The 21,908-nt window shown below is 59.4% G+C and carries 18 protein-coding genes, 6 tRNA genes and 3 rRNA genes; 18 read left to right on the top strand and 9 right to left on the bottom strand.

What is annotated here, in order from left to right; translation table 11 throughout:
* Nucleotides 1–344: 344 nt before the first annotated feature.
* Nucleotides 345–530 (top strand): hypothetical protein, encoded by a 186-nt coding sequence (locus ACOCG7_RS29495; RefSeq protein WP_073432191.1) that lies wholly within the window; start codon nt 345–347, stop codon nt 528–530.
* 168 nt (nt 531–698) lie between these two features.
* On the opposite strand, the gene hppD is transcribed toward ACOCG7_RS29495, so the two are convergent.
* The gene (gene hppD, locus ACOCG7_RS29490) at nt 699–1,796 is read right to left on the bottom strand and encodes a 4-hydroxyphenylpyruvate dioxygenase (protein ID WP_114163240.1); all 1,098 of its coding nucleotides are present in this window, start codon (nt 1,794–1,796) and stop codon (nt 699–701) included.
* A 159-nt stretch (nt 1,797–1,955) separates the two neighbouring features.
* Here hppD and ACOCG7_RS29485 point away from each other — a divergent pair, with 159 nt between their 5' ends.
* On the top strand, nt 1,956–2,456 hold the full coding sequence (locus ACOCG7_RS29485; protein WP_114163239.1) for an Lrp/AsnC family transcriptional regulator: 501 nt from the start codon (nt 1,956–1,958) through the stop codon (nt 2,454–2,456).
* Between the two features lie 90 nt (nt 2,457–2,546).
* Here ACOCG7_RS29485 and ACOCG7_RS29480 read toward each other — a convergent pair whose 3' ends face one another.
* From ACOCG7_RS29480 to paaA, 8 genes are all read right to left on the bottom strand, one after another.
* Complete coding sequence (locus ACOCG7_RS29480; RefSeq protein WP_073432194.1) at nt 2,547–3,215, bottom strand: GNAT family N-acetyltransferase; 669 nt, start codon at nt 3,213–3,215, stop codon at nt 2,547–2,549.
* Between the two features lie 244 nt (nt 3,216–3,459).
* The gene (locus ACOCG7_RS29475; RefSeq protein ID WP_114163238.1) at nt 3,460–4,068 is read right to left on the bottom strand and encodes a TetR/AcrR family transcriptional regulator; all 609 of its coding nucleotides are present in this window, start codon (nt 4,066–4,068) and stop codon (nt 3,460–3,462) included.
* A 17-nt stretch (nt 4,069–4,085) separates the two neighbouring features.
* Complete coding sequence (locus ACOCG7_RS29470; protein ID WP_421378320.1) at nt 4,086–4,898, bottom strand: DUF1835 domain-containing protein; 813 nt, start codon at nt 4,896–4,898, stop codon at nt 4,086–4,088.
* Between the two features lie 146 nt (nt 4,899–5,044).
* Nucleotides 5,045–6,133, bottom strand: coding sequence for a 1,2-phenylacetyl-CoA epoxidase subunit PaaE (paaE, locus tag ACOCG7_RS29465; protein ID WP_073432197.1), 1,089 nt, complete (start codon nt 6,131–6,133; stop codon nt 5,045–5,047).
* 1 nt (nt 6,134) lies between these two features.
* Nucleotides 6,135–6,677, bottom strand: coding sequence for a 1,2-phenylacetyl-CoA epoxidase subunit PaaD (paaD, locus tag ACOCG7_RS29460; protein WP_114163236.1), 543 nt, complete (start codon nt 6,675–6,677; stop codon nt 6,135–6,137).
* A gap of 7 nt (nt 6,678–6,684) precedes the next feature.
* Nucleotides 6,685–7,488, bottom strand: a complete 804-nt coding sequence (paaC, locus tag ACOCG7_RS29455) for a 1,2-phenylacetyl-CoA epoxidase subunit PaaC (protein WP_114163235.1) — start codon at nt 7,486–7,488, stop codon at nt 6,685–6,687.
* An 8-nt stretch (nt 7,489–7,496) separates the two neighbouring features.
* A complete protein-coding gene (gene paaB, locus ACOCG7_RS29450; RefSeq protein ID WP_114163234.1) occupies nt 7,497–7,781 on the bottom strand; it encodes a 1,2-phenylacetyl-CoA epoxidase subunit PaaB in 285 nt (94 codons plus the stop codon).
* 40 nt (nt 7,782–7,821) lie between these two features.
* Nucleotides 7,822–8,820, bottom strand: a complete 999-nt coding sequence (paaA, locus tag ACOCG7_RS29445) for a 1,2-phenylacetyl-CoA epoxidase subunit PaaA (protein WP_073432201.1) — start codon at nt 8,818–8,820, stop codon at nt 7,822–7,824.
* A gap of 213 nt (nt 8,821–9,033) precedes the next feature.
* On the opposite strand from paaA, the gene ACOCG7_RS29440 reads away from it, so the two are divergent.
* The 16 genes from ACOCG7_RS29440 (at nt 9,034) to rplA (ending at nt 21,868) form a co-directional block, all read left to right on the top strand.
* A complete protein-coding gene (locus ACOCG7_RS29440; protein WP_114163233.1) occupies nt 9,034–10,659 on the top strand; it encodes an NAD(P)/FAD-dependent oxidoreductase in 1,626 nt (541 codons plus the stop codon).
* 83 nt (nt 10,660–10,742) lie between these two features.
* Nucleotides 10,743–12,011: an SGNH/GDSL hydrolase family protein gene (locus ACOCG7_RS29435; RefSeq protein ID WP_114163232.1), complete on the top strand. Its 1,269-nt coding sequence runs from the start codon at nt 10,743–10,745 to the stop codon at nt 12,009–12,011.
* A 471-nt stretch (nt 12,012–12,482) separates the two neighbouring features.
* Nucleotides 12,483–14,015, top strand: a 16S ribosomal RNA gene (locus tag ACOCG7_RS29430).
* A gap of 65 nt (nt 14,016–14,080) precedes the next feature.
* A tRNA-Ile gene (locus ACOCG7_RS29425) sits at nt 14,081–14,157 on the top strand.
* A gap of 53 nt (nt 14,158–14,210) precedes the next feature.
* Nucleotides 14,211–14,286 (top strand) — tRNA-Ala (locus ACOCG7_RS29420).
* A 309-nt stretch (nt 14,287–14,595) separates the two neighbouring features.
* A 23S ribosomal RNA gene (locus ACOCG7_RS29415) occupies nt 14,596–17,476 on the top strand.
* Between the two features lie 167 nt (nt 17,477–17,643).
* Nucleotides 17,644–17,757, top strand: a 5S ribosomal RNA gene (gene rrf / locus ACOCG7_RS29410).
* The 16S, 23S and 5S rRNA genes sit together here with 5 tRNA genes alongside, the layout of an rRNA operon.
* A gap of 154 nt (nt 17,758–17,911) precedes the next feature.
* A tRNA-Tyr gene (locus ACOCG7_RS29405) sits at nt 17,912–17,997 on the top strand.
* Nucleotides 17,998–18,040: 43 nt separating this feature from the next.
* Nucleotides 18,041–18,114 (top strand) — tRNA-Gly (locus tag ACOCG7_RS29400).
* A gap of 14 nt (nt 18,115–18,128) precedes the next feature.
* Nucleotides 18,129–18,203 (top strand) — tRNA-Thr (locus ACOCG7_RS29395).
* 63 nt (nt 18,204–18,266) lie between these two features.
* Nucleotides 18,267–19,457: an elongation factor Tu gene (gene tuf / locus ACOCG7_RS29390; protein WP_012434572.1), complete on the top strand. Its 1,191-nt coding sequence runs from the start codon at nt 18,267–18,269 to the stop codon at nt 19,455–19,457.
* 64 nt (nt 19,458–19,521) lie between these two features.
* Nucleotides 19,522–19,597: transfer RNA gene (locus ACOCG7_RS29385), tRNA-Trp, on the top strand.
* A gap of 36 nt (nt 19,598–19,633) precedes the next feature.
* A complete protein-coding gene (gene secE, locus ACOCG7_RS29380) occupies nt 19,634–20,014 on the top strand; it encodes a preprotein translocase subunit SecE (protein WP_073432705.1) in 381 nt (126 codons plus the stop codon).
* Between the two features lies 1 nt (nt 20,015).
* A complete protein-coding gene (gene nusG, locus ACOCG7_RS29375; protein ID WP_007180147.1) occupies nt 20,016–20,573 on the top strand; it encodes a transcription termination/antitermination protein NusG in 558 nt (185 codons plus the stop codon).
* Between the two features lie 164 nt (nt 20,574–20,737).
* Nucleotides 20,738–21,169 carry a 50S ribosomal protein L11 gene (gene rplK, locus ACOCG7_RS29370; RefSeq protein WP_042329781.1) on the top strand — a complete coding sequence of 144 codons (432 nt, stop codon included), beginning with the start codon at nt 20,738–20,740 and terminating at the stop codon, nt 21,167–21,169.
* Entirely contained in the window at nt 21,170–21,868 is a 699-nt protein-coding gene (rplA, locus tag ACOCG7_RS29365; RefSeq protein WP_114163231.1) for a 50S ribosomal protein L1, read from the top strand.
* The last annotated feature ends 40 nt before the right edge of the window (nt 21,869–21,908 follow it).

Below are 21,908 nucleotides of genomic sequence, written 5' to 3'. Positions count from 1 at the left end.
CACCCAGTTTGGGATCGCCAAAACTTTTTGGGCCGCGGCATCTTGTGAATGCTTGGGGCCGGGGTCGCCATATTGACGTGTTTTAAGTGATGGTAGCACTGGTGAAAACCCGCCGCAGCATGTCGGCAATCGCGGATGCAGCGGGGTCGATAACGATCGATGGCAGCCTGGCTGACGCTGTTGCGGGGCCTCGGCGCCGGTGCTGTAACAAGCTGTAAATGCGACAAATTCTCGGAACCGACGATGAAATCCCTGTCTAATCCCGCACCTGTGAGCAATGTCGGCGAAACGCTCCGCATTCGGTGGAGGTTCACGACAACAGGGCAGTCAGACAAGGAGTACGCATGAACACTAGAAACATCCAGACATTCCTGATGGTTTCGGCCGCATTCTTCGCCATGAGCGCCCCGATGCGCTCGAATACCGGCAGCGCAGGGACGCTATCAGCCGCGGTGGCTCGTGTGGCGCAAGTCGCGCCCGCGCGCATTGCGGTAGACCGCGTCACGCGATCCGCCAAAGCCGGCGAGTAGGACAGAATTCGTGATGCGCCGCCGATGCGGCGTGTCGATTGAAAACCGGCCGCCGCACCGGTGCGGGCAACGGCGCAAATGACACACATGACAAAGGGCGGGGATCGCAAGATCCTCGCCCTTTCTTATTGACTCGCGAACCTCAAATTCCGCGCGGGACGTTTGCGGTCATGCTTTGTCCTGCACCACCCCACGACGGATCTGGTCGAGTTCGATCGATTCGAACAGCGCCTTGAAATTGCCCTCGCCGAAGCCCTGATTGCCCTTGCGTTGAATGATCTCGAAGAAGATCGGCCCGATCTGGTTTTCGGTGAAGATCTGCAGCAGCAGATCGTCCGGCGCGCCGTCGATCAGAATCTTGCGCTTGCGCAGTTCGTCAAGCGGCTCGCCATGATTCGGCACGCGCCGATCGACCAGTTCGTAGTAGGTGTCGATGGTATCGAGCAGCGAGATGTTCGCCGCGCGCAAACCGTCCACCGTGCGGTAGATATCGTTGCTGCCGAGCGCGATATGCTGGATGCCTTCGCCGTGATACGCGTCGAGATATTCCTGAATCTGGCCGGCCGTCTCCGAGCCTTCTTCATTGATCGGAATCCGGATCTTGCCGCAGGGCGAAGTCATCGCTTTCGATTTCACGCCCGTCACCTTGCCTTCGATGTCGAAGTAACGCACTTCGCGGAAGTTGAACAGACGCTCGTAGAACTCCGCCCACTCCTGCATGCGGCCGCGATGCACGTTGTGCGTCAGGTGGTCGATATAGGTCAGGCCGTGCCCGGCGGGATTGGGATTCGCACCGGGAATCGGCTCGAAGTCGACGTCGTAAATATCGATGTTGCCGATGCTGTTCGGCTCGGCGTCGTTCTTGCCGCGCCAACGGTCGACGAAATAGATCAGCGAGTCGCCGATGCCCTTGATCGCCGGGATGTTCAGTTCCATCGGGCCGGTCTTGTTGTCGAAGCCCCAGGCGCCTTTATCCAACGCCTGTTTGTAGGCCTTCGCCGCATCTTGCACGCGGAAGGCGATCGCGCAGATCGACGGGCCATGCAGGCGTGCGAACCGCTGCGCGAACGAATCCGGCTCGCCGTTGACGATGAAGTTGATTCCGCCCTGACGATACAGGGTGACGTCTTTATGACGATGTCGCGCTACCGCGGTGAAGCCCATTTGTTCGAACAGCTTGCCGAGCGCTTTCGGATCCGGCGCGGTGTATTCGATGAATTCGAAACCGTCGGTGCCGAGCGGGTTGTCCCAAGTTGAAACTTGCATTGTCTGTCTCCTGATTTGCGCCGGTGCGGGGTGTGCGATTGAGCGCGACCGAGTGAGCCAAGTGTAAAGGTCCGGTCGCAACGAAAACTTGCGAACTTAATCGCGCGTGAATAAGCTTGCGCTATCTTCTTGCGCAGCTTCGCTTTTTGAGGGCAGAAAATGACCAAAATAGAGATGGACGCGATCGACCGGCGCATTCTCGCCATCCTTCAGGAGAATGGCCGGCTGTCGAATCAGGAGATCGCGGAGCGCGTCAATCTTTCGCCGAGCCCGTGCCTGCGGCGTATCCGTCGACTGGAAGAGAGCGGCGTGATTCGCGGCTACGTGGCGCTGCTCGACCCTCGGCTATTAGGTCTCGATTTGCTCGCTTACGTGAACGTGCGGCTGGAAAAGCGCAGTGGGCCGGCGCTCAGTCCCCGAGGCGGTGACGTAACGCACGCGGATTTGTTTCGCGCGGCGGTTCAGACCTGGCCGGAGGTGGTCGCGTGTTACGCGATGACCGGGGATATGGACTATCTGCTTCGCGTCCAGGTAGCGGATATGGCGCACTTTTCGCGTTTCGTGCAGGAGCAGCTCCTGCACCATCCGTCGGTGATCGACGTCAAGACGAGTTTCTCGCTCGAAACGTTCAAGGAAACGACGGCGTTGCCGATTGTGTAAGCCGTGCCGCGCGAGGCGACTGTCAGCGGTGAAACAAAAAAGGGCAGCCTGGAGGCCGCCCTTTTCTTGCGTCACCGAAGCGCGTGGCTGTCAGGCCGCCTCTGCCGTCGGCAAAAACGATTCGAACAACTGCGTCGTGCGACGTGCCTGGCGTTTGAGCGCGTAGTCGAACACCGCAGCTTGCTCCTGCAACATCTCGGCGATGATGCTGGATTGGTCGGCCGGCGGCAGCGTGAGATAGGCGTCGGCTTCGCCGTATGCGTACTCGATCTTCATGCCGGCTTTCTTCGCGATGTGCATCATGGTCGAATTGCGCGACAGGCAATGCATGTAGAGCATGCTGACGTGCGTATTGCGGCTGCGAATGGCGGCGCGCTCGAAAAGCTTGGAGCCGATGCCCTGCCCACGAGCGCTTTCCAGCACTGATACGCCGAATTCGGCGGTGCGTTTGTCGCCTTCCACCGGCAGATAAGCCAGGTGACCGACGCCGGTCAGTTGCAACTGACTGTTGAATACGCCGAAAACCGTGTCGCGCTTGAAATCGATGGCGCGAACGTAATTTTCGATGACATGGTCCGGCACGATCTGGCCGAAGCGCAGCAGGCGGTCATCTTCGTCGAGCGCGAGGAAGTGGGTAAGCAGCCGTTCGCGGTCGGCAGCGGTGAGTTCACGGACCAGAGCGGGTGCACGACCGGCTGGCTGCGACAGCCGATCGTGCGCGATGATCGGCTCGGCTGCGCGGGGTGTAATCGGATTCATGGTCGGGTTCTCCTTTTAATCGAGCGGCGTGGTGCGCCGCAAAAACGATTTTAGCGGAAATGCTAACCGCATACTAGGGAAAACCCGTATCCAATTCCGAGTAAAGCACCTAAAAACGTCGCGCCGATCTATTAATCTATTGATTTTAAACAATAAATAAACTGAACGGGCGTTCGTGCCTCGGTGTCGCGGCAAGGCAACTGAAGGTCGGCGTGTATCTCCTGACTATTGTTGCTCTGCGCAATCAATCCGGCGCTGAGCCCAGCCCATGATCGACCATGCCGACCACCTGCTCGGCGAACTCCCGATAGCCCATGCGGCCATCCGGCTTCAGCCAGGTGAACGTCCAGTTGATCATGCCGAACACCATCATCGTGAGGGCGGTTTGATTTTCGCGCCTGGCGCGCTCCGGATAAGCGCGCGCCAGTTGCCGCGAAAAGGCCGCGACCACGTCACGCTGGCGGTTCAGGATGATCTCGCGCTGCGTATCCTCCAGATACTTCACGTCGTTCAGCAATGCGACGTGCCGACTGTGCGACGTCTCGTACTCGGATAGAAATGCGCGAATCAGCTCGGCGAAGGTTTCCCGCTCCGTGAGTCCGCGGCGTTGGCTTGCGCCCTCCACCTCGGCGATGATCAGCATCAGCCGCTTGGTGTAACGGTCCAGCAGGTCGAACAGGATGGCTTCCTTGCTCGCGTAGTAGTGGTACAGGCGCGCTTTCGAGGTGCCGCTGGCGGCGGCGAGATCGGCCATCGAGGTGCTCGGATAGCTGGTCTGGGCGAATTTCGCCGCGGCTAACTCGAGAATTTGCTCGCGCTGGGTTTCGTGGTCGGGGGCTCGGGTGCGGGCCATGGTCGTCTGTTCTTCTATTAGTGTGGACAGTGGGAGAGCGCTGCGCACAACTCCAGCGTGCGCCACGCGCGCGCGTCGCCGCGCAGCTTGATGCGCCGGGTCGCGGCCAGTTCGTGCAAGCGCCATAGCGCGATGCTGTCGCTGACCAGCAAGCCGAGGTCGGCGGTCATCAACTCAGCGGCAACGCGCGCGGCGGGTTGCCAGTCCTCGGTGACGTGGTCGAGGATTCGCGCGTCCAGGTCGGCGAAGTTGCCGCTTGTAAATGAGTTGTCGCGCCAGCGCCGCGTCTCGCCGTTCGCGTGTTTGACTTCCTGCCATTCGAGCGCGAGCCGGCTGATACGCAGCACCGAAATCGGCGCGGCGTCGGACAGGTGCGCTTGCAGCACGGTCGGCGCGAACATGCCGACGGAGGTCGCGCGGTCTTTGCGACTGTGCGCCCAGGCGCCGGGGTCGGTAAGGTCGCGAATCGACAGACGCACTTCGTTCAGGCGCTGCGGGCTGTTGCGCAGGTGATAGCAGACCCGGCGGAGCACCAATTGATCCGATGCGCTTTCACCATGCCAGGCCACCAGATTTGTATCGCCGCTAGCGATCTTTTCCAGTGTCGCCGCCTGCTCGCGGAACTCGCGCAGGAAATCCCGCTTCGTATCGGCGCTGACCCGATCCCAGAAGCTGGCTCGCACCTCGGGCGCCTCGTCGATGCCGCGCAAGGGGCCGACTGCCAGGTCATCGCGCAGCGCTTGCACGCGATCGTCGCGGCCCGCCTCCTTAAGCGCGGCGCGCAGTGATTCCGCGGCAACATCGCCGTTGGTGAGATGGATCGTGCTCATCGGCAGTGGCTTCGCTCGGGGATAACAAAAAGGGGCCGCTCGCCGAACGGAACGGACGTCCGATCGCGAGCGGCCCCTAGTGTAAGCGGATCGCGGACCTGCTGAAAGCGCTGCGGACGTCGCACGGACCGGCCGCGGCGCGCGGTTCAACGTTCGTCGTAGCTCACCACGACCCGATCGCTGACCGGATGGCATTGGCACGTCAGCACGAAACCGTCGCGGATTTCATGCTCCTCCAGCGTGTAGTTCTTTTCCATCTTCACTTCGCCTTCCAGCACCTTCGCGCGACAGGTGCAGCAGACGCCGCCTTTGCACGCATACGGCAGCGCAAGGCCGGCTCGCAGGCCGACGTCGAGCACGCTCACGCCCTCGTACGGCAGGCGCAGCTTGCGCCTTTTTCCGTCGAGGACGATTTCGAGGTCGGCGGCCGGCATGTCCTCGGTGATGTCGACCGGCGGCACGCCCGCTTGCGGCAGCGGCGAACCGAAGCGCTCCACATGCACCTTTTCCGGCGGCACGCCCGCGGCTTTCAAGGCGGCCTCGGCGGCATCCATCATCGGGGCGGGGCCGCAAATGAACGCTTCGTCGATGGCATCGGCGGGTAGCAGGTTCTCGATGAAGGCCGCGCACTTTTGTTGATCGAGCACGCCGTTGAAGAGTTCGACGTCCTGCAAGTCGTCGGACAGCACGTGGTAGAGCACGAAGCGGTTCATGAAGCGGTTCTTCAGATCCTCCAGTTCTTCCGCGAACATGATCTGGTCGACGCTGCGGTTGCCGTACACCAGCGTGAAGGTGCTGCGCGGTTCCACTTCGAGCGTGGTCTTGATGATCGCGAGCACGGGTGTGATGCCCGAGCCGCCTGAAAAGGCGATGTACTGCTGACCCTGGTCGGCGTTCAGATGGGTGAAGAAGCGGCCGTCGGGCGTCATCACGTCGATCGTGTGACCGGGCTGCAGCGTATCGAAGGCGAAGTTCGAGAAGCGCCCGCCGCGCACGCGCTTGATGCCGATGCGCAGTTCGCCGTCGCGATCGTAGTCCGTCACGCCGACGCAGATCGAATACGAGCGGCGCGTTTCCTCACCGTCGATGTGCGTCTTCAACGTGACGAACTGGCCTTGCGTGAAGCGGTACTGATCGCGCAGTTCGGCGGGGACTTCGAAGGCGACGGAGACCGCGTCGGCGGTTTCGGGCCGCACTTCGCGGATACGCAGCGGATGAAATTGCGGGGTGGCCATATCAGTACGGTTTGAAGTAGTCGAATGGTTCGCGGCAGTCGAGGCAGCGATACAAGGCCTTGCAGGCCGTCGAGCCGAATTGCGCGAGACGCTCGGTGTGAGATGAGCCGCAACGTGGGCACGGCGGCGCGGGCAGCGCTCGCGGCACGAAGCGCAGCACGTTTTCCCGCGGCGGCGCGGCCGAACCGCAATTGCCCGTGGGCGGCGCGATGCCGTAAGCGCGGAATTTTTCGCGCGCGTCGGCGGTCATCCAGTCGGTGGTCCAGGCGGGCGCGAGCACGGTGGCGATCCGGTACGGCTTGAGGTTCGCCACGTCAAGCGCATGGGCGACGTCCTCCGCGATCTGCGACATGGCCGGGCAGCCGGAATAGGTTGGCGTGATCACGACTTCGAGCGCGCCGTCGGCGGCGCGGCGCACATCGCGCAGAATGCCGAGTTCGCGGATCGACACGACCGGAATCTCCGGATCGGGCACCGTTTCGAGCACGTCCCACGCGCGTGCGAGCGCGGCATCGGGCGCGTGTGTGGCAGTCGAGGTCGTCATCGTCGGATTACCAGGTGGCGCCGGGATGCTGGCGTGCGAGGCTCTGCATTTCGGCCAGCACGAAACCCATGTGCTCCGAATGCTCGCCGTGCTTGCCGGTCGTGATGTGCTTGACCGCTTCGGGCAGTTTCAGCGTGGCTTCGTCGAGCGTGGCGCGGACGTCCTCGAGCCACGCAGGTTCGAGGTCAGAAGTCAGCGGCCCGATGCCGGCGGTGGCGATCGTCTCTTCCACGGCGTCCGTGCTGAAAAACTCGCGCGTGTACGGCAGCAGGTAGTCGAGCGCCGCTTGCGCGCGGCGGTGCGATTCGTCGGTGCCGTCGCCGAAACGGATCAGCCATTCGCTTGCATGATGCAGGTGATAGCTGGTTTCCTTGATCGACTTCGACGCGATCGCAGCCAGTTGCGCGTCGGCGGAGCGGGTGAGCGCCGTCCACAAGTGCGCCATTAGCGCGGAGTAGAGGAAATTGCGCACGATCGTGACCGCGTAGTCCTTGTCGGTTTGCGCGGTGCCGGTCAGGGGGCCGTAGTGCGGCAACTCGGCCAGCGTGTAATTGGCGAACTCGCGTTCGGCGCGGAAGTAGGCGTAGTCGTCTTCGGTGCGGGTTTTGCCGGTGAGCTGCTGTTCGAGCGAGGCGGCATGCGTATACAGCAGCCGCGCCTGGCCGATCAGATCGAGGCTCATGTTCGAGAGCGCGATGTCCTCTTCGAGGACCGGGCCGTGGCCGCACCATTCGGTATTGCGCTGACCGAGGATCAGCGCGGTATCCGCGAGGCGCAGCACGTATTGCAGATGTTCAGGCGTAGTGTGCATGGCCGCGCTTACATGTGATTGACTTCGTCGGGGAGCGTGTAGAACGTCGGATGGCGGTAAATCTTGTCGCCAGCCGGTTCGAACAGTTCCGTCTTGTCTTGCGGCGCGGAGGCCGTGATCGCCGATGACGGCACCACCCAGATGCTCACGCCTTCCTGGCGGCGCGTGTAGACGTCGCGCGCCATGCGCAGCGCCATTGGGGCGTCGGCGGCGTGCAGACTGCCGCAGTGTTTATGGTCGAGTCCCTGCTTGCTGCGCACGAAGACTTCCCAAATCGGCCATTCCTTGTTCATGCTGATCTCCTGATTCCTTGCATGGCTCTTGCCGCGTTTGTCAGGCGGCGTGCTGTTGCGCGCGCTGGCGCTGCTTTTCCGCGTGGGCGAGGGCGGCTTCACGCACCCAGGCGCCGTCGTCGTGGGCTTTGACGCGGGTGGCGAGACGCTCGCGATTGCACGGCCCGTCACCGTTTACGACGCGCCAGAACTCTTCCCAGTCGATGTCGCCGTAGTCGTAGTGGCCGCGCGCCTCGTTCCATTTCAGGTCCGGGTCCGGCAGCGTGACGCCGAGCACCTTGGCCTGGTCGACGGTGGCATCGACGAATTTCTGGCGCAGATCGTCGTTCGAGATGCGCTTGATGCCCCATTTCGACGACTGATTGCTGTGGATCGAATCCTTGTCGCTCGGGCCGAACATCATCAGCACCGGCCACCACCAGCGGTTCACGGCCTGCTGGACCAGTTCGCGTTGCGCTTCGGTGCCGGACATCATCGACATCAGCGCGTCGAAACCCTGGCGCTGGTGGAACGACTCTTCCTTGCAGATGCGGATCATCGCCCGCGCATACGGGCCGTACGTGCAGCGGCACAACGGAATCTGGTTCATGATCGCCGCGCCATCGACCAGCCAGCCGATCACGCCGACGTCGGCCCATGTGGGCGTCGGGTAATTGAAGATGCTGGAATATTTGGCTTTGCCGGAATGCAGCGCCGCGATCAGCTCATCGCGCGACACGCCGAGCGTTTCGGCCGCGCTATATAGATAGAGACCGTGGCCGGCTTCGTCCTGCACCTTGGCGAGCAGGATCGCCTTGCGCTTGAGGCTGGGCGCGCGCGTGATCCAGTTGCCCTCCGGCAGCATGCCGACGACCTCCGAATGCGCGTGCTGCGAGATTTGCCGGACCAGCGTTTTGCGGTAAGCGTCCGGCATCCAGTCCTGCGGCTCGATTTTGCCGTCGTCGGTCATGACTGCGTCGAATCGCGCCTGTTCAGGCGAATTCGCGCCCGAGTCGAGCGGAGCGACATTGCCGGGAATATCCAGGGATTGCGTGTACATGGGGACGCTCTCTGCGGAAGTTTCTGTGTTTGCACAGTATAAGCCAACCGACCGGTCGGTTAATAACTTTTTTGCGACGGATCCTTGCCGTCGATAGGTGCTGGCGGACCCTTGGTGGCCGCAGTCACGCGTCGCTGGCGCCCCGCGCCGACGCTTAACCTATAAAATTGCGAATTGGCCGCGATTTGCGGCCTTCCTGCATCCCCGGTACTCATGTTACGTCTTAGCGAAATCAAACTCCCGCTCGATCATCCCGACAGTGCCCTCGAAGCCGCGGTCCGCGCGCGCCTCGCGGAACTCGGCGTGGCGGCGAACGGGCTCATCCGATACACCGTTTTTCGCCGCGCTCACGATGCCCGCAAGCGCGCCGACATCAAACTCACGTACATCGTCGATGTCGAGGTAACGGATGAGGCTGCCGCGCTCAAGCGGCTCGGCGCAGTGCCGCATTGCGGCGTGACGCCTGACATGACTTACCGGTTCGTCGCCAAGGCCCCGGCGCAATTCACCACATTGCGCCCGGTTGTGATCGGCATGGGGCCGTGCGGCCTGTTCGCCGGACTGATCCTCGCGCAGATGGGCTTCCGTCCGATCATCCTCGAGCGCGGCAAAGCCGTGCGCGAGCGCACCAAGGACACATTCGGCCTGTGGCGCAAGTCGGTGCTGAATCCCGAATCGAACGTGCAGTTCGGCGAAGGCGGCGCGGGTACGTTCTCGGACGGCAAGCTATACAGCCAGATCAAGGATCCGAAGCACTACGGTCGCAAGGTGCTCGACGAATTCGTCCGCGCGGGGGCTCCGGAAGACATCCTGTATCTGAGCCGGCCCCATATCGGCACCTTCCGTCTCGTCAGCATGGTCGAAAAGATGCGCGCGACCATCCACGAGTTGGGTGGTGAAGTGCGCTTTGAAACGCGCGTCGACGACATCGAAATTGACCACGGCAAAGTTCGCGGCCTGAAGCTTTCGACCGGTGAAACGCTGCGTTGCGAGAATGTTGTGCTGGCGGTCGGCCATAGCGCGCGCGATACGTTCGAGATGCTGCATGAGCGCGGCGTCTATATGGAAGCGAAGCCCTTTTCGCTCGGTTTCCGGATCGAGCACCCGCAGGGTTTGATCGATCGCAGCCGGTTCGGCAAGTTCGCCGGGCACAAGCAATTGGGCGCCGCCGACTATAAGGTGGTGCATCACTGCAGCAACGGGCGTGCGGTGTATAGCTTCTGCATGTGCCCCGGCGGCACCGTGGTGGCGGCGACCTCGGAGCCTGGGCGCGTCGTGACGAACGGCATGAGCCAGTATTCGCGGGCCGAGCGCAATGCCAATGCGGGGATTGTCGTCGGCATCACGCCGGACGATTATCCGGGCGGCCCGCTCGCCGGCATCGCGTTTCAGCGCAAGTGGGAGGAGCGGGCGTTCGAGCTGGGCGGCGGCAACTATATGGCGCCGGGTCAACTGGTCGGCGACTTTATCGCCGGACGGCCGTCCACCTCGCTCGGCTCGGTGGTGCCGTCGTACAAACCCGGCGTGCATCCGACCGATCTCAGCACCGCGCTGCCTGATTACGTGATCGAGTCGATTCGCGAAGCCTTGCCGCAGATGGACAAGAAGATCGCCGGCTTTGCCATGCATGACGCGGTGCTGACGGGCGTTGAGACGAGAACGTCGTCACCGATTCGCGTGCGTCGCCGGGACGATTATCAGAGCATGAATGTGGACGGTCTGTATCCGGCTGGTGAGGGCGCCGGGTATGCAGGCGGAATCTATTCGGCGGCGATCGACGGAATCGAAGTGGCGGAAGCGCTGGCATCGAAGATGACCGGAGCGCGGGCGGCCGCCTGAGTCGGCGAAGGGCGTACGCAGCCGCCCGTGACCGCCATTGCGATCGGGCACAATGCACGTTTTCGCCTCGAACCGACCACCGAATGACCATTCGCACTCTGGCTGCCGCATGCGCTGCGGTGTTGCTCACCCAATTTGCCGTTTCCCCGAGCGCTTTTGCCGCCGACGCCTCCGCGCATTGGGTGGCCGCGTGGGCGACGGCGCTGCAGCCGATTCCTCAACGTGCGGATTTGCCTTCGCTGTACCGCGCGCCAGAAGTGGCGGGGCGCACGGTGCGCCAGATCGTCTATCCGACGCTGTCCGGCAAATCGGCGCGGATCCATCTGAGTAATGAGTACGGCAAGACGGCGTTGGTCATCGACGAACTGCGCATCGCGCGCTCGGCCGGCGGTGCCGCGGCTCTGGGCGGCAGCGAAACGCGCGTGACGTTCGGCGGGAAGACAGCGGTGAGTATTCCGCCCGGAGCGGAGCTGGATAGCGATCCCGTCGCAATCGAAGTCGCCAAAGGTGCGCCTTATGCGATCAGCGCGTTCGTGGGGGCGGAGCAACGAATCGTGGCGTGGCACCGTGTATCGAGCCAGGTGAACTATGTTTCGGCACCGGGCAATCACACGGCCGATACTTCGGCCGATTCGTTTCGCAGCCGGTTTACGCAATATGTGTGGCTGACCGGCTTGTCCGTGGACGCCCCTGCGTCGATGGCCGTGGCCGCGATCGGCGACTCCATCACCGATGGCATGCGCTCCAGTCTCAATCAGAACAAGCGTTGGCCGGACGCGCTAGCGCGCCGGTTCGCCGGCAGCGGCGAGCGCTCGATTGCGGTTGTCAATCTCGGCATCAGCGGCAATCGCTTGCTAAGCGATTCGCCGTGCTATGGCGAGGCGCTTGTCCAGCGTTTTGATCGCGACGTGCTCGAGCGTCCTGGCGTCAAGGCGGCGATTCTGCTGATTGGCATCAACGACATCAATTTCGCGGCGATGCCGGCCCGCAATGGTCTCGACTGCGATTTCCCGCATACGCCGGTCACGGCTGCGGGTCTGATCGCCGGATATCAACGAGTGGTAGCCGCCGCGCGGCAGCGTGGCGTAAAGGTGTTCGGCTCGACGCTGACGCCCGCGTCGTTGCCGGCGCAGCGAGAGAGCATCAGGCTTGCGGTCAATCAATGGATTCGGAGCAGCCGCGGTTTCGACGGGGTGGTGGATTTCGACGCGGCGCTACGCGATCCGGCGCAGCCGGAGCGCTTGCAGCGCGCTTTTGACAGCGGCGATCATATTCATCCTAGCGATGCGGGTTATGCCGCAATGGCGGATGCGGTTCCTATCGTTGCAGTAGTGAATTCGTCCCTAAAGTGAGCCGCCAAAAAAAGAATTTGGTCAAACCCTTGTCACATGGCTGAGGTTGGCCTATGATTCGCCTCCTCGTTGCAAACGAGGGCCGCGGTAGAAACCAGCGGCGCGTAGCGCCAAGAAAGAAGTTTTAAGCGAAAGCGAAAAAATGTTCTTGACGAAACGAAAGAGATGTCTCATAATCTCGTTTCTCTGCTGCAGATGCAGCGACGCAGAACGAAGCGGTGCCGGGTGGTTGAAGTGGGCGTCGTGACGGTGGTGAATGCGTAAGCGATCTTTAAAAACTAACAGCCGATAAGTGTGGGCGCTTGATGCGCGGCGCGCGGTGGACTCTTCGGGGTCTGCCGGAAGCGAAAGTATCAAGTCTCACACAGTAATGAAAGGAAGGTTTTCCTGTTGAAAGACAGGATGATCATTCGTCAGTACGTTGAGTGAGCGACCGGTTGGTAAAACAACCGAAAAACAGTAACAGGCATTGAACTGAAGAGTTTGATCCTGGCTCAGATTGAACGCTGGCGGCATGCCTTACACATGCAAGTCGAACGGCAGCACGGGGGCAACCCTGGTGGCGAGTGGCGAACGGGTGAGTAATACATCGGAACGTGTCCTGTAGTGGGGGATAGCCCGGCGAAAGCCGGATTAATACCGCATACGCTCTGCGGAGGAAAGCGGGGGCTCCTTCGGGACCTCGCGCTACAGGGGCGGCCGATGGCAGATTAGCTAGTTGGTGGGGTAAAGGCCTACCAAGGCGACGATCTGTAGCTGGTCTGAGAGGACGACCAGCCACACTGGGACTGAGACACGGCCCAGACTCCTACGGGAGGCAGCAGTGGGGAATTTTGGACAATGGGCGCAAGCCTGATCCAGCAATGCCGCGTGTGTGAAGAAGGCCTTCGGGTTGTAAAGCACTTTTGTCCGGAAAGAAAACCTCAGCCCTAATACGGCGGGGGGATGACGGTACCGGAAGAATAAGCACCGGCTAACTACGTGCCAGCAGCCGCGGTAATACGTAGGGTGCAAGCGTTAATCGGAATTACTGGGCGTAAAGCGTGCGCAGGCGGTCCGCTAAGACAGATGTGAAATCCCCGGGCTTAACCTGGGAACTGCATTTGTGACTGGCGGGCTAGAGTATGGCAGAGGGGGGTAGAATTCCACGTGTAGCAGTGAAATGCGTAGAGATGTGGAGGAATACCGATGGCGAAGGCAGCCCCCTGGGCCAATACTGACGCTCATGCACGAAAGCGTGGGGAGCAAACAGGATTAGATACCCTGGTAGTCCACGCCCTAAACGATGTCAACTAGTTGTCGGGCCTTCATTGGCTTGGTAACGTAGCTAACGCGTGAAGTTGACCGCCTGGGGAGTACGGTCGCAAGATTAAAACTCAAAGGAATTGACGGGGACCCGCACAAGCGGTGGATGATGTGGATTAATTCGATGCAACGCGAAAAACCTTACCTACCCTTGACATGTACGGAATCCTGCTGAGAGGTGGGAGTGCCCGAAAGGGAGCCGTAACACAGGTGCTGCATGGCTGTCGTCAGCTCGTGTCGTGAGATGTTGGGTTAAGTCCCGCAACGAGCGCAACCCTTGTCCCTAGTTGCTACGCAAGAGCACTCCAGGGAGACTGCCGGTGACAAACCGGAGGAAGGTGGGGATGACGTCAAGTCCTCATGGCCCTTATGGGTAGGGCTTCACACGTCATACAATGGTCGGAACAGAGGGTCGCCAAGCCGCGAGGTGGAGCCAATCCCAGAAAACCGATCGTAGTCCGGATCGCACTCTGCAACTCGAGTGCGTGAAGCTGGAATCGCTAGTAATCGCGGATCAGCATGCCGCGGTGAATACGTTCCCGGGTCTTGTACACACCGCCCGTCACACCATGGGAGTGGGTTTTACCAGAAGTGGCTAGTCTAACCGCAAGGAGGACGGTCACCACGGTAGGATTCATGACTGGGGTGAAGTCGTAACAAGGTAGCCGTATCGGAAGGTGCGGCTGGATCACCTCCTTTCTCGAGCTAACGCGTCCAAGTGTTGAGCGCTCACGCTTATCGGCTGTGAAATCAGGCAGACTCAGGGGTCTGTAGCTCAGCTGGTTAGAGCACCGTCTTGATAAGGCGGGGGTCGATGGTTCGAACCCATCCAGACCCACCATTGTCTTGTCTGGTGTGCTGAATGCAACCCCTCTGGCGCATCTGCATGATCCCGGGGGATTAGCTCAGCTGGGAGAGCACCTGCTTTGCAAGCAGGGGGTCGTCGGTTCGATCCCGTCATCCTCCACCAATCCTCAATGCGCAGTGTTCTGTGTACGGCACAGAGCGTTTTGCATTGGCGATTGAGCCAGTCAGAGTGATACGCGGTTATGGCAACTGCGATATCGGCTGTCGTTCTTTAACAATCAGGAAGAAGTAGTAAAGAGATTCACGAAAGGGTACCTCGAGATGGGTGTCCGAGTAGGTGAATCAGGGTTGTGATTGTATCAATGTATGAAAGGGGAATCGGAAGATTGCCCTGGAATACGGCGCAACACGAATACTCAACCTGTAGCGAGCTCAACGGATCCGCAAGGACCGGGAGACACACTCGTTATAGGGTCAAGCGAACAAGTGCATGTGGTGGATGCCTTGGCGATCACAGGCGATGAAGGACGCGGTAGCCTGCGAAAAGCGGTGGGGAGCTGGCAAACGAGCTTTGATCCACCGATATCCGAATGGGGAAACCCACTCCTTATGGAGTATCCGTAGCTGAATACATAGGCTACGTGAAGCGAACGCGGTGAACTGAAACATCTAAGTAACCGCAGGAAAAGAAATCAACCGAGATTCCCAGAGTAGTGGCGAGCGAAATGGGAGCAGCCTGTACTCTTTATCTTCATTGTTAGTCGAACGCTCTGGAAAGTGCGGCCATAGCAGGTGATAGCCCTGTAGACGAAAACAGCGAGGAAGAACTAGGTGTACGACAAGTAGGGCGGGACACGTGAAATCCTGTCTGAAGATGGGGGGACCATCCTCCAAGGCTAAATACTCGTGATCGACCGATAGTGAACCAGTACCGTGAGGGAAAGGCGAAAAGAACCCCGGGAGGGGAGTGAAACAGATCCTGAAACCGCATGCATACAAACAGTCGGAGCCTCGCAAGGGGTGACGGCGTACCTTTTGTATAATGGGTCAGCGACTTACATTCAGTGGCAAGCTTAACCGATTAGGGCAGGCGTAGCGAAAGCGAGTCCGAACAGGGCGATTCAGTCGCTGGGTGTAGACCCGAAACCAGGTGATCTATCCATGGCCAGGATGAAGGTGCGGTAACACGTACTGGAGGTCCGAACCCACTAACGTTGAAAAGTTAGGGGATGAGCTGTGGATAGGGGTGAAAGGCTAAACAAACCTGGAAATAGCTGGTTCTCTCCGAAAACTATTTAGGTAGTGCCTCGTGTATCACCTTCGGGGGTAGAGCACTGTCATGGTTGTGGGGTCCATTGCGGATTACTACGCCATAGCAAACTCCGAATACCGAAGAGTGCAATCACGGGAGACAGACATCGGGTGCTAACGTCCGGTGTCAAGAGGGAAACAACCCAGACCGCCAGCTAAGGTCCCCAAATATTGCTAAGTGGGAAACGAAGTGGGAAGGCTAAAACAGTCAGGAGGTTGGCTTAGAAGCAGCCATCCTTTAAAGAAAGCGTAATAGCTCACTGATCGAGTCGTCCTGCGCGGAAGATGTAACGGGGCTAAGCAATATACCGAAGCTGCGGATGCATATTTATATGCATGGTAGGAGAGCGTTCCGTAAGCCTGCGAAGGTGCACTGGAAAGTGTGCTGGAGGTATCGGAAGTGCGAATGCTGACATGAGTAGCGATAAAGGGGGTGAAAGGCCCCCTCGCCGTAAGCCCAAGGTTTCCTACGCAACGTTCATCGGCGTAGGGTGAGTCGGCCCCTAAGGCGAGGCAGAAATGCGTAGCTGATGGGAAGCAGGTTAATATTCCTGCACCATTGTTGAATGCGATGGGGGGACGGATCGCGGAAGGTTGTCCGGGTGTTGGAAGTCCCGGTCCTTGCATTGGAGAAGGCGCTTTGGCAAATCCGGGCGCGTAATTCAAGGGTGTGAGGCCAGTCACTTCGGTGACGAAGCAATCGGAAGTGGTTCCAGGAAAAGCCTCTAAGCTTCAGTTCAACAAGACCGTACCGCAAACCGACACAGGTGGGCGAGATGAGTATTCTAAGGCGCTTGAGAGAACTCGGGAGAAGGAACTCGGCAAATTGGTACCGTAACTTCGGGATAAGGTACGCCCCTGTAGCTTGATGCGCCTGCGCGCAAAGGGTGAAGGGGTTGCAATAAACTGGTGGCTGCGACTGTTTAATAAAAACACAGCACTCTGCAAACACGAAAGTGGACGTATAGGGTGTGACGCCTGCCCGGTGCCGGAAGATTAAATGATGGGGTGCAAGCTCCTGATTGAAGTCCCGGTAAACGGCGGCCGTAACTATAACGGTCCTAAGGTAGCGAAATTCCTTGTCGGGTAAGTTCCGACCTGCACGAATGGCGTAACGATGGCCACACTGTCTCCTCCCGAGACTCAGCGAAGTTGAAGTGTTTGTGATGATGCAATCTCCCCGCGGCTAGACGGAAAGACCCCATGAACCTTTACTGTAGCTTTGCATTGGACTTTGAACCGGTCTGTGTAGGATAGGTGGGAGGCTTTGAAGCGTGAACGCCAGTTTGCGTGGAGCCATCCTTGAAATACCACCCTGATCTGTTTGAGGTTCTAACCCTGGTCCGTGAATCCGGACCGGGGACAGTGCATGGTAGGCAGTTTGACTGGGGCGGTCTCCTCCCAAAGTGTAACGGAGGAGTACGAAGGTACGCTAGGTACGGTCGGAAATCGTGCTGATAGTGCAATGGCATAAGCGTGCTTGACTGCGAGACCGACAAGTCGAGCAGGTGCGAAAGCAGGTCATAGTGATCCGGTGGTTCTGTATGGAAGGGCCATCGCTCAACGGATAAAAGGTACTCTGGGGATAACAGGCTGATACCGCCCAAGAGTTCATATCGACGGCGGTGTTTGGCACCTCGATGTCGGCTCATCTCATCCTGGGGCTGTAGCCGGTCCCAAGGGTATGGCTGTTCGCCATTTAAAGAGGTACGTGAGCTGGGTTTAAAACGTCGTGAGACAGTTTGGTCCCTATCTGCCGTGGGCGCTGGATATTTGAAGGGGGCTGCTCCTAGTACGAGAGGACCGGAGTGGACGAACCTCTGGTGTACCGGTTGTCACGCCAGTGGCATCGCCGGGTAGCTATGTTCGGAAGAGATAACCGCTGAAAGCATCTAAGCGGGAAACTCGCCTTAAGATGAGATATCCCCGGGGCTTCGAGCCCCTTGAAGGGTCGTTCAAGACCAGGACGTTGATAGGTCAGGTGTGTAAGCGCAGTAATGCGTTGAGCTAACTGATACTAATTGCCCGTAAGGCTTGATCCTATAACCAGTGTGTTTCCGGTGGCGCCTCCCCGCGTCGCCCCGCACGGTTGAGATCCGCGTTGTGCCCGATACACTCACCACCCCATTCCCCCTGGTGCGATGCACCAGACACTACTTCTTCCAGATTGGTCGTGTTGACCCCCGCGTCAACCTGACAACAAGTCATGCCTGATGACCATAGCGAGTCGGTACCACCCCTTCCCATCCCGAACAGGACCGTGAAACGACTCCACGCCGATGATAGTGCGGATTGCCCGTGTGAAAGTAGGTAATCGTCAGGCTCCCATGCAGAAACACAGACCCCACCCCACACCGGTGGGGTTTGTGCGTTTACGCGAAGAGGAATTTACCTTATAGGTGAAAGCTGTGGTGTGGGAACGATCAAGCAAGCCTTGACATCGAGCGGTTGTTCCCTCATAATCGTCAGTTCTCTGCGGAGGGGTGCCCGAGTGGCTAAAGGGGGCAGACTGTAAATCTGTTGGCTTACGCCTACGTTGGTTCGAATCCAACCTCCTCCACCAGAAAATGCAAGCTGTAGAAGTGGTTGGGAATCCATGAATCCTTGCGGGTGTAGCTCAATGGTAGAGCAGAAGCCTTCCAAGCTTACGACGAGGGTTCGATTCCCTTCACCCGCTCCAGCACAAGATGTAGCGCCCATGTGGCTCAGTGGTAGAGCACTCCCTTGGTAAGGGAGAGGTCGGCAGTTCGATCCTGCCCATGGGCACCAGAAGTACTCGGTGATTGTTTGCGCCCGGCGCAACGTACGGATAAATCCTCTTAGGAGTCGAAAATGGCCAAGGGTAAGTTTGAGCGGACCAAGCCGCACGTGAACGTCGGCACGATCGGTCACGTTGACCACGGCAAGACCACGCTGACGGCAGCGATCACGACGGTTCTGACGCAGAAGTTCGGCGGCGAAGCGAAGGCGTATGACCAGATCGACGCGGCGCCGGAAGAAAAGGCGCGCGGCATCACGATCAACACGGCGCACGTCGAGTACGAAACGGCTAACCGCCACTACGCCCACGTCGACTGCCCGGGCCACGCTGACTATGTGAAGAACATGATCACGGGCGCAGCGCAGATGGACGGCGCGATCCTGGTGTGCTCGGCCGCTGACGGCCCGATGCCGCAAACGCGCGAGCACATCCTGCTGGCGCGCCAGGTGGGTGTTCCGTACATCATCGTGTTCCTGAACAAGTGCGACATGGTGGACGACGCCGAGCTGCTGGAGCTGGTCGAGATGGAAGTTCGCGAACTTCTGTCGAAGTACGACTTCCCGGGCGACGACACGCCGATCATCAAGGGTTCGGCCAAGCTGGCGCTGGAAGGCGACAAGGGCGAGCTGGGCGAAGTGGCGATCATGAACCTGGCCGACGCGCTGGACACGTATATCCCGACGCCGGAGCGTGCAGTTGACGGCGCCTTCCTGATGCCGGTGGAAGACGTGTTCTCGATCTCGGGTCGTGGCACGGTGGTGACGGGTCGCGTCGAGCGCGGCGTGGTGAAGGTCGGCGAGGAAATCGAGATCGTCGGTATCAAACCGACGGTGAAGACGACCTGCACGGGCGTGGAAATGTTCCGCAAGCTGCTCGACCAGGGTCAGGCAGGCGACAACGTGGGTATCCTGCTGCGCGGCACGAAGCGTGAAGACGTGGAGCGTGGTCAGGTGCTGGCGAAGCCGGGCTCGATCAATCCGCACACGCACTTCACGGCCGAAGTGTACGTGCTGAGCAAGGACGAGGGCGGCCGCCACACGCCGTTCTTCAACAACTATCGTCCGCAGTTCTACTTCCGTACGACGGACGTGACGGGCTCGATCGAGTTGCCGAAGGACAAGGAAATGGTCATGCCGGGCGACAACGTGTCGATCACGGTGAAGCTGATCAATCCGATCGCGATGGAAGAAGGTCTGCGCTTCGCGATCCGCGAAGGCGGCCGTACCGTCGGCGCAGGTGTCGTTGCCAAGATTCTCGAGTAACGCCAGATAGTTCTCGTTAATCGGTAATTTCGGGGTTGGCGGTGTCGTCAACCCCAAATGGTTTAGGGGTATAGCTCAACTGGCAGAGCGTCGGTCTCCAAAACCGAAGGTTGGGGGTTCGATTCCCTCTGCCCCTGCCAACTCTCGCGTCGCATTTGACGCTTCGTTAAGGTGTTATGGCGAATCCTTCCGTCGAAACTGTAAATACATCCAGCGACAAGCTGATGCTCGTCGCGGGCGTATTGTTGGTCTTGGCCGGATTTGTGGGATTTTTCTGGCTCAATGGCCAGGAGTGGTACGTCCGCGGAGCCGCCTTGGCTGTCGGTGTGATTGCCGGCATTGTAGTCGGTCTTCTCTCTGCGCCTGGCAAGGGCTTCATCGCTTTCGCCAAGGATTCGTATAAAGAAGTTCGCAAAGTTGTCTGGCCAACGCGCAAAGAGGCTACGCAGACAACGCTTGTAGTATTCGGCTTCGTCTTCGTCATGGCGATCTTTCTTTGGATTAGCGATAAATCCATCGAATGGGCGATTTTCTCGGTGATTCTGGGTTGGAAATGATATGAGCGATACTCCGGCATCCCCGAGCGGAAAACGTTGGTACGTCGTGCACGCCTACTCCGGAATGGAGAAGAGCGTGCAACGCGCGCTTCAGGAGCGCATCGAACGCGCCGGCATGCAAGACCAGTTTGGCCAGATCCTCGTACCGACTGAAGAAGTTGTTGAGGTGAAGGGCGGCCACAAATCCGTGACCGAACGTCGTTTCTTCCCGGGCTATGTGCTCGTGGAAATGGAAATGACGGACGAAACGTGGCACCTCGTGAAAAATACGGCAAAGGTGACAGGCTTCGTTGGTGGCGCGCGTAATCGTCCGAGTCCGATCTCTCCGCGAGAAGTCGAGAAGATCATGTCGCAGATGCAGGAAGGTGTCGAAAAACCGCGACCGAAGACCCTGTTTGAAGTAGGCGAGATGGTGCGGGTAAAGGACGGCCCATTCACGGATTTCAACGGCAGCGTCGAAGAAGTGAACTACGAGAAGTCACGTGTCCGGGTTTCCGTTACGATCTTCGGCCGCGCAACGCCGGTCGAGCTGGAATTTGGCCAGGTCGAAAAGTTGTAATTCAGAATTTTGCGGAACGCGGCATCGGCGCGTTCCGCATCTCGCGCTTACGGCTCGCGTAATGGCCGTTGAGGAGCGCAAGTAGCCTGTTTTTCGGTGAACGCGCGCTACTACTCACTGAACGTCTGCATGTATCGGAGCGGCGTTCCAAAGAGGTTTTTAACATGGCAAAGAAAATCATCGGCTTTATCAAGCTGCAGATTCCTGCAGGTAAAGCCAATCCGTCGCCGCCGGTCGGTCCGGCGTTAGGCCAACGTGGCCTGAACATCATGGAGTTCTGCAAGGCGTTCAACGCTCAGACTCAAGCAATGGAACCGGGTCTGCCGATTCCTGTCGTGATCACCGCATTTGCGGATAAGAGCTTCACGTTTGTTCTCAAAACGCCGCCGGCTACGGTTTTGATCAAGAAGGCAGCGAAGATCGACAAGGGTTCGAGCAAGCCGCATACGGACAAGGTCGGCAAGATCACTCGTGCTCAAGCTGAAGACATCGCCAAGACCAAGATGCCCGATCTGACGGCAGCTGATCTGGACGCAGCGGTTCGTACGATCGCTGGTAGCGCCCGCTCGATGGGCATCACCGTGGAGGGCGTGTAAATGGCTAAGCTTTCGAAGCGTCTGCAAGCATTTGCAGCCAAGGTGGATCGTCAAAAACTGTATCCGATCGATGACGCACTGTCGCTCGTGAAGGAATGTGCAAGCGCAAAGTTCGACGAGTCGATCGACGTTGCAGTGCAACTCGGCATCGATGCGAAGAAGTCTGACCAGGTAGTTCGTGGCTCGGTCGTGCTGCCGGCAGGTACCGGTAAATCGGTCCGCGTGGCAGTGTTCGCACAGGGCGAGAAGGCGGAACAAGCCCGTGTCGCCGGCGCGGAAATCGTCGGTATGGAAGATCTGGCTGAACAAGTCAAGGCTGGCAAGCTGGACTTCGACATTGTGATCGCTTCGCCAGACACGATGCGCGTAGTCGGTACGTTGGGTCAGATCCTCGGCCCGCGTGGCTTGATGCCGAACCCGAAGGTCGGTACGGTTACGGCCGACGTCGCAACGGCAGTCAAGAATGCCAAGGCTGGCCAAGTGCAATTCCGTGTCGACAAGGCCGGTATCATCCACGCTACCATCGGCCGCGCTTCGTTCGAGCCGACGGCTCTGCGTAGCAACCTGAACGCTCTCGTCGACGCGCTGCAAAAAGCGAAGCCGGCAACGAGCAAAGGTGTCTACCTGCGCAAGGTCGCTCTGTCGAGCACGATGGGTGTTGGCGTTCGCGTCGACCAAGCGTCGCTCGCGGCACAGTAAGAGATTTCACGTCGTCTCGGCGAGAGTCGAGACGCTTTTA

This window comes from Paraburkholderia sp. DD10, from assembly GCF_049177125.1.
GTDB lineage: Bacteria > Pseudomonadota > Gammaproteobacteria > Burkholderiales > Burkholderiaceae > Paraburkholderia > Paraburkholderia terricola.
Note: the sequence above shows the minus strand (reverse complement) of the source record. Positions and strands in the feature narration are given on the sequence as shown.

Excerpts from the sequence above, each read along its gene's own strand:
- ACOCG7_RS29495 (WP_073432191.1), top strand. The coding sequence starts at position 345 with ATGAACACTAGAAACATCCAGACATTCCTGATGGTTTCGGCCGCATTC.
- hppD (WP_114163240.1), bottom strand. The coding sequence starts at position 1,796 with ATGCAAGTTTCAACTTGGGACAACCCGCTCGGCACCGACGGTTTCGAA.
- ACOCG7_RS29485 (WP_114163239.1), top strand. The coding sequence starts at position 1,956 with ATGACCAAAATAGAGATGGACGCGATCGACCGGCGCATTCTCGCCATC.
- ACOCG7_RS29480 (WP_073432194.1), bottom strand. The coding sequence starts at position 3,215 with ATGAATCCGATTACACCCCGCGCAGCCGAGCCGATCATCGCGCACGAT.
- ACOCG7_RS29475 (WP_114163238.1), bottom strand. The coding sequence starts at position 4,068 with ATGGCCCGCACCCGAGCCCCCGACCACGAAACCCAGCGCGAGCAAATT.
- ACOCG7_RS29470 (WP_421378320.1), bottom strand. The coding sequence starts at position 4,898 with ATGAGCACGATCCATCTCACCAACGGCGATGTTGCCGCGGAATCACTG.
- paaE (WP_073432197.1), bottom strand. The coding sequence starts at position 6,133 with ATGGCCACCCCGCAATTTCATCCGCTGCGTATCCGCGAAGTGCGGCCC.
- paaD (WP_114163236.1), bottom strand. The coding sequence starts at position 6,677 with ATGACGACCTCGACTGCCACACACGCGCCCGATGCCGCGCTCGCACGC.
- paaC (WP_114163235.1), bottom strand. The coding sequence starts at position 7,488 with ATGCACACTACGCCTGAACATCTGCAATACGTGCTGCGCCTCGCGGAT.
- paaB (WP_114163234.1), bottom strand. The coding sequence starts at position 7,781 with ATGAACAAGGAATGGCCGATTTGGGAAGTCTTCGTGCGCAGCAAGCAG.
- paaA (WP_073432201.1), bottom strand. The coding sequence starts at position 8,820 with ATGTACACGCAATCCCTGGATATTCCCGGCAATGTCGCTCCGCTCGAC.
- ACOCG7_RS29440 (WP_114163233.1), top strand. The coding sequence starts at position 9,034 with ATGTTACGTCTTAGCGAAATCAAACTCCCGCTCGATCATCCCGACAGT.
- ACOCG7_RS29435 (WP_114163232.1), top strand. The coding sequence starts at position 10,743 with ATGACCATTCGCACTCTGGCTGCCGCATGCGCTGCGGTGTTGCTCACC.
- tuf (WP_012434572.1), top strand. The coding sequence starts at position 18,267 with ATGGCCAAGGGTAAGTTTGAGCGGACCAAGCCGCACGTGAACGTCGGC.
- secE (WP_073432705.1), top strand. The coding sequence starts at position 19,634 with ATGGCGAATCCTTCCGTCGAAACTGTAAATACATCCAGCGACAAGCTG.
- nusG (WP_007180147.1), top strand. The coding sequence starts at position 20,016 with ATGAGCGATACTCCGGCATCCCCGAGCGGAAAACGTTGGTACGTCGTG.
- rplK (WP_042329781.1), top strand. The coding sequence starts at position 20,738 with ATGGCAAAGAAAATCATCGGCTTTATCAAGCTGCAGATTCCTGCAGGT.
- rplA (WP_114163231.1), top strand. The coding sequence starts at position 21,170 with ATGGCTAAGCTTTCGAAGCGTCTGCAAGCATTTGCAGCCAAGGTGGAT.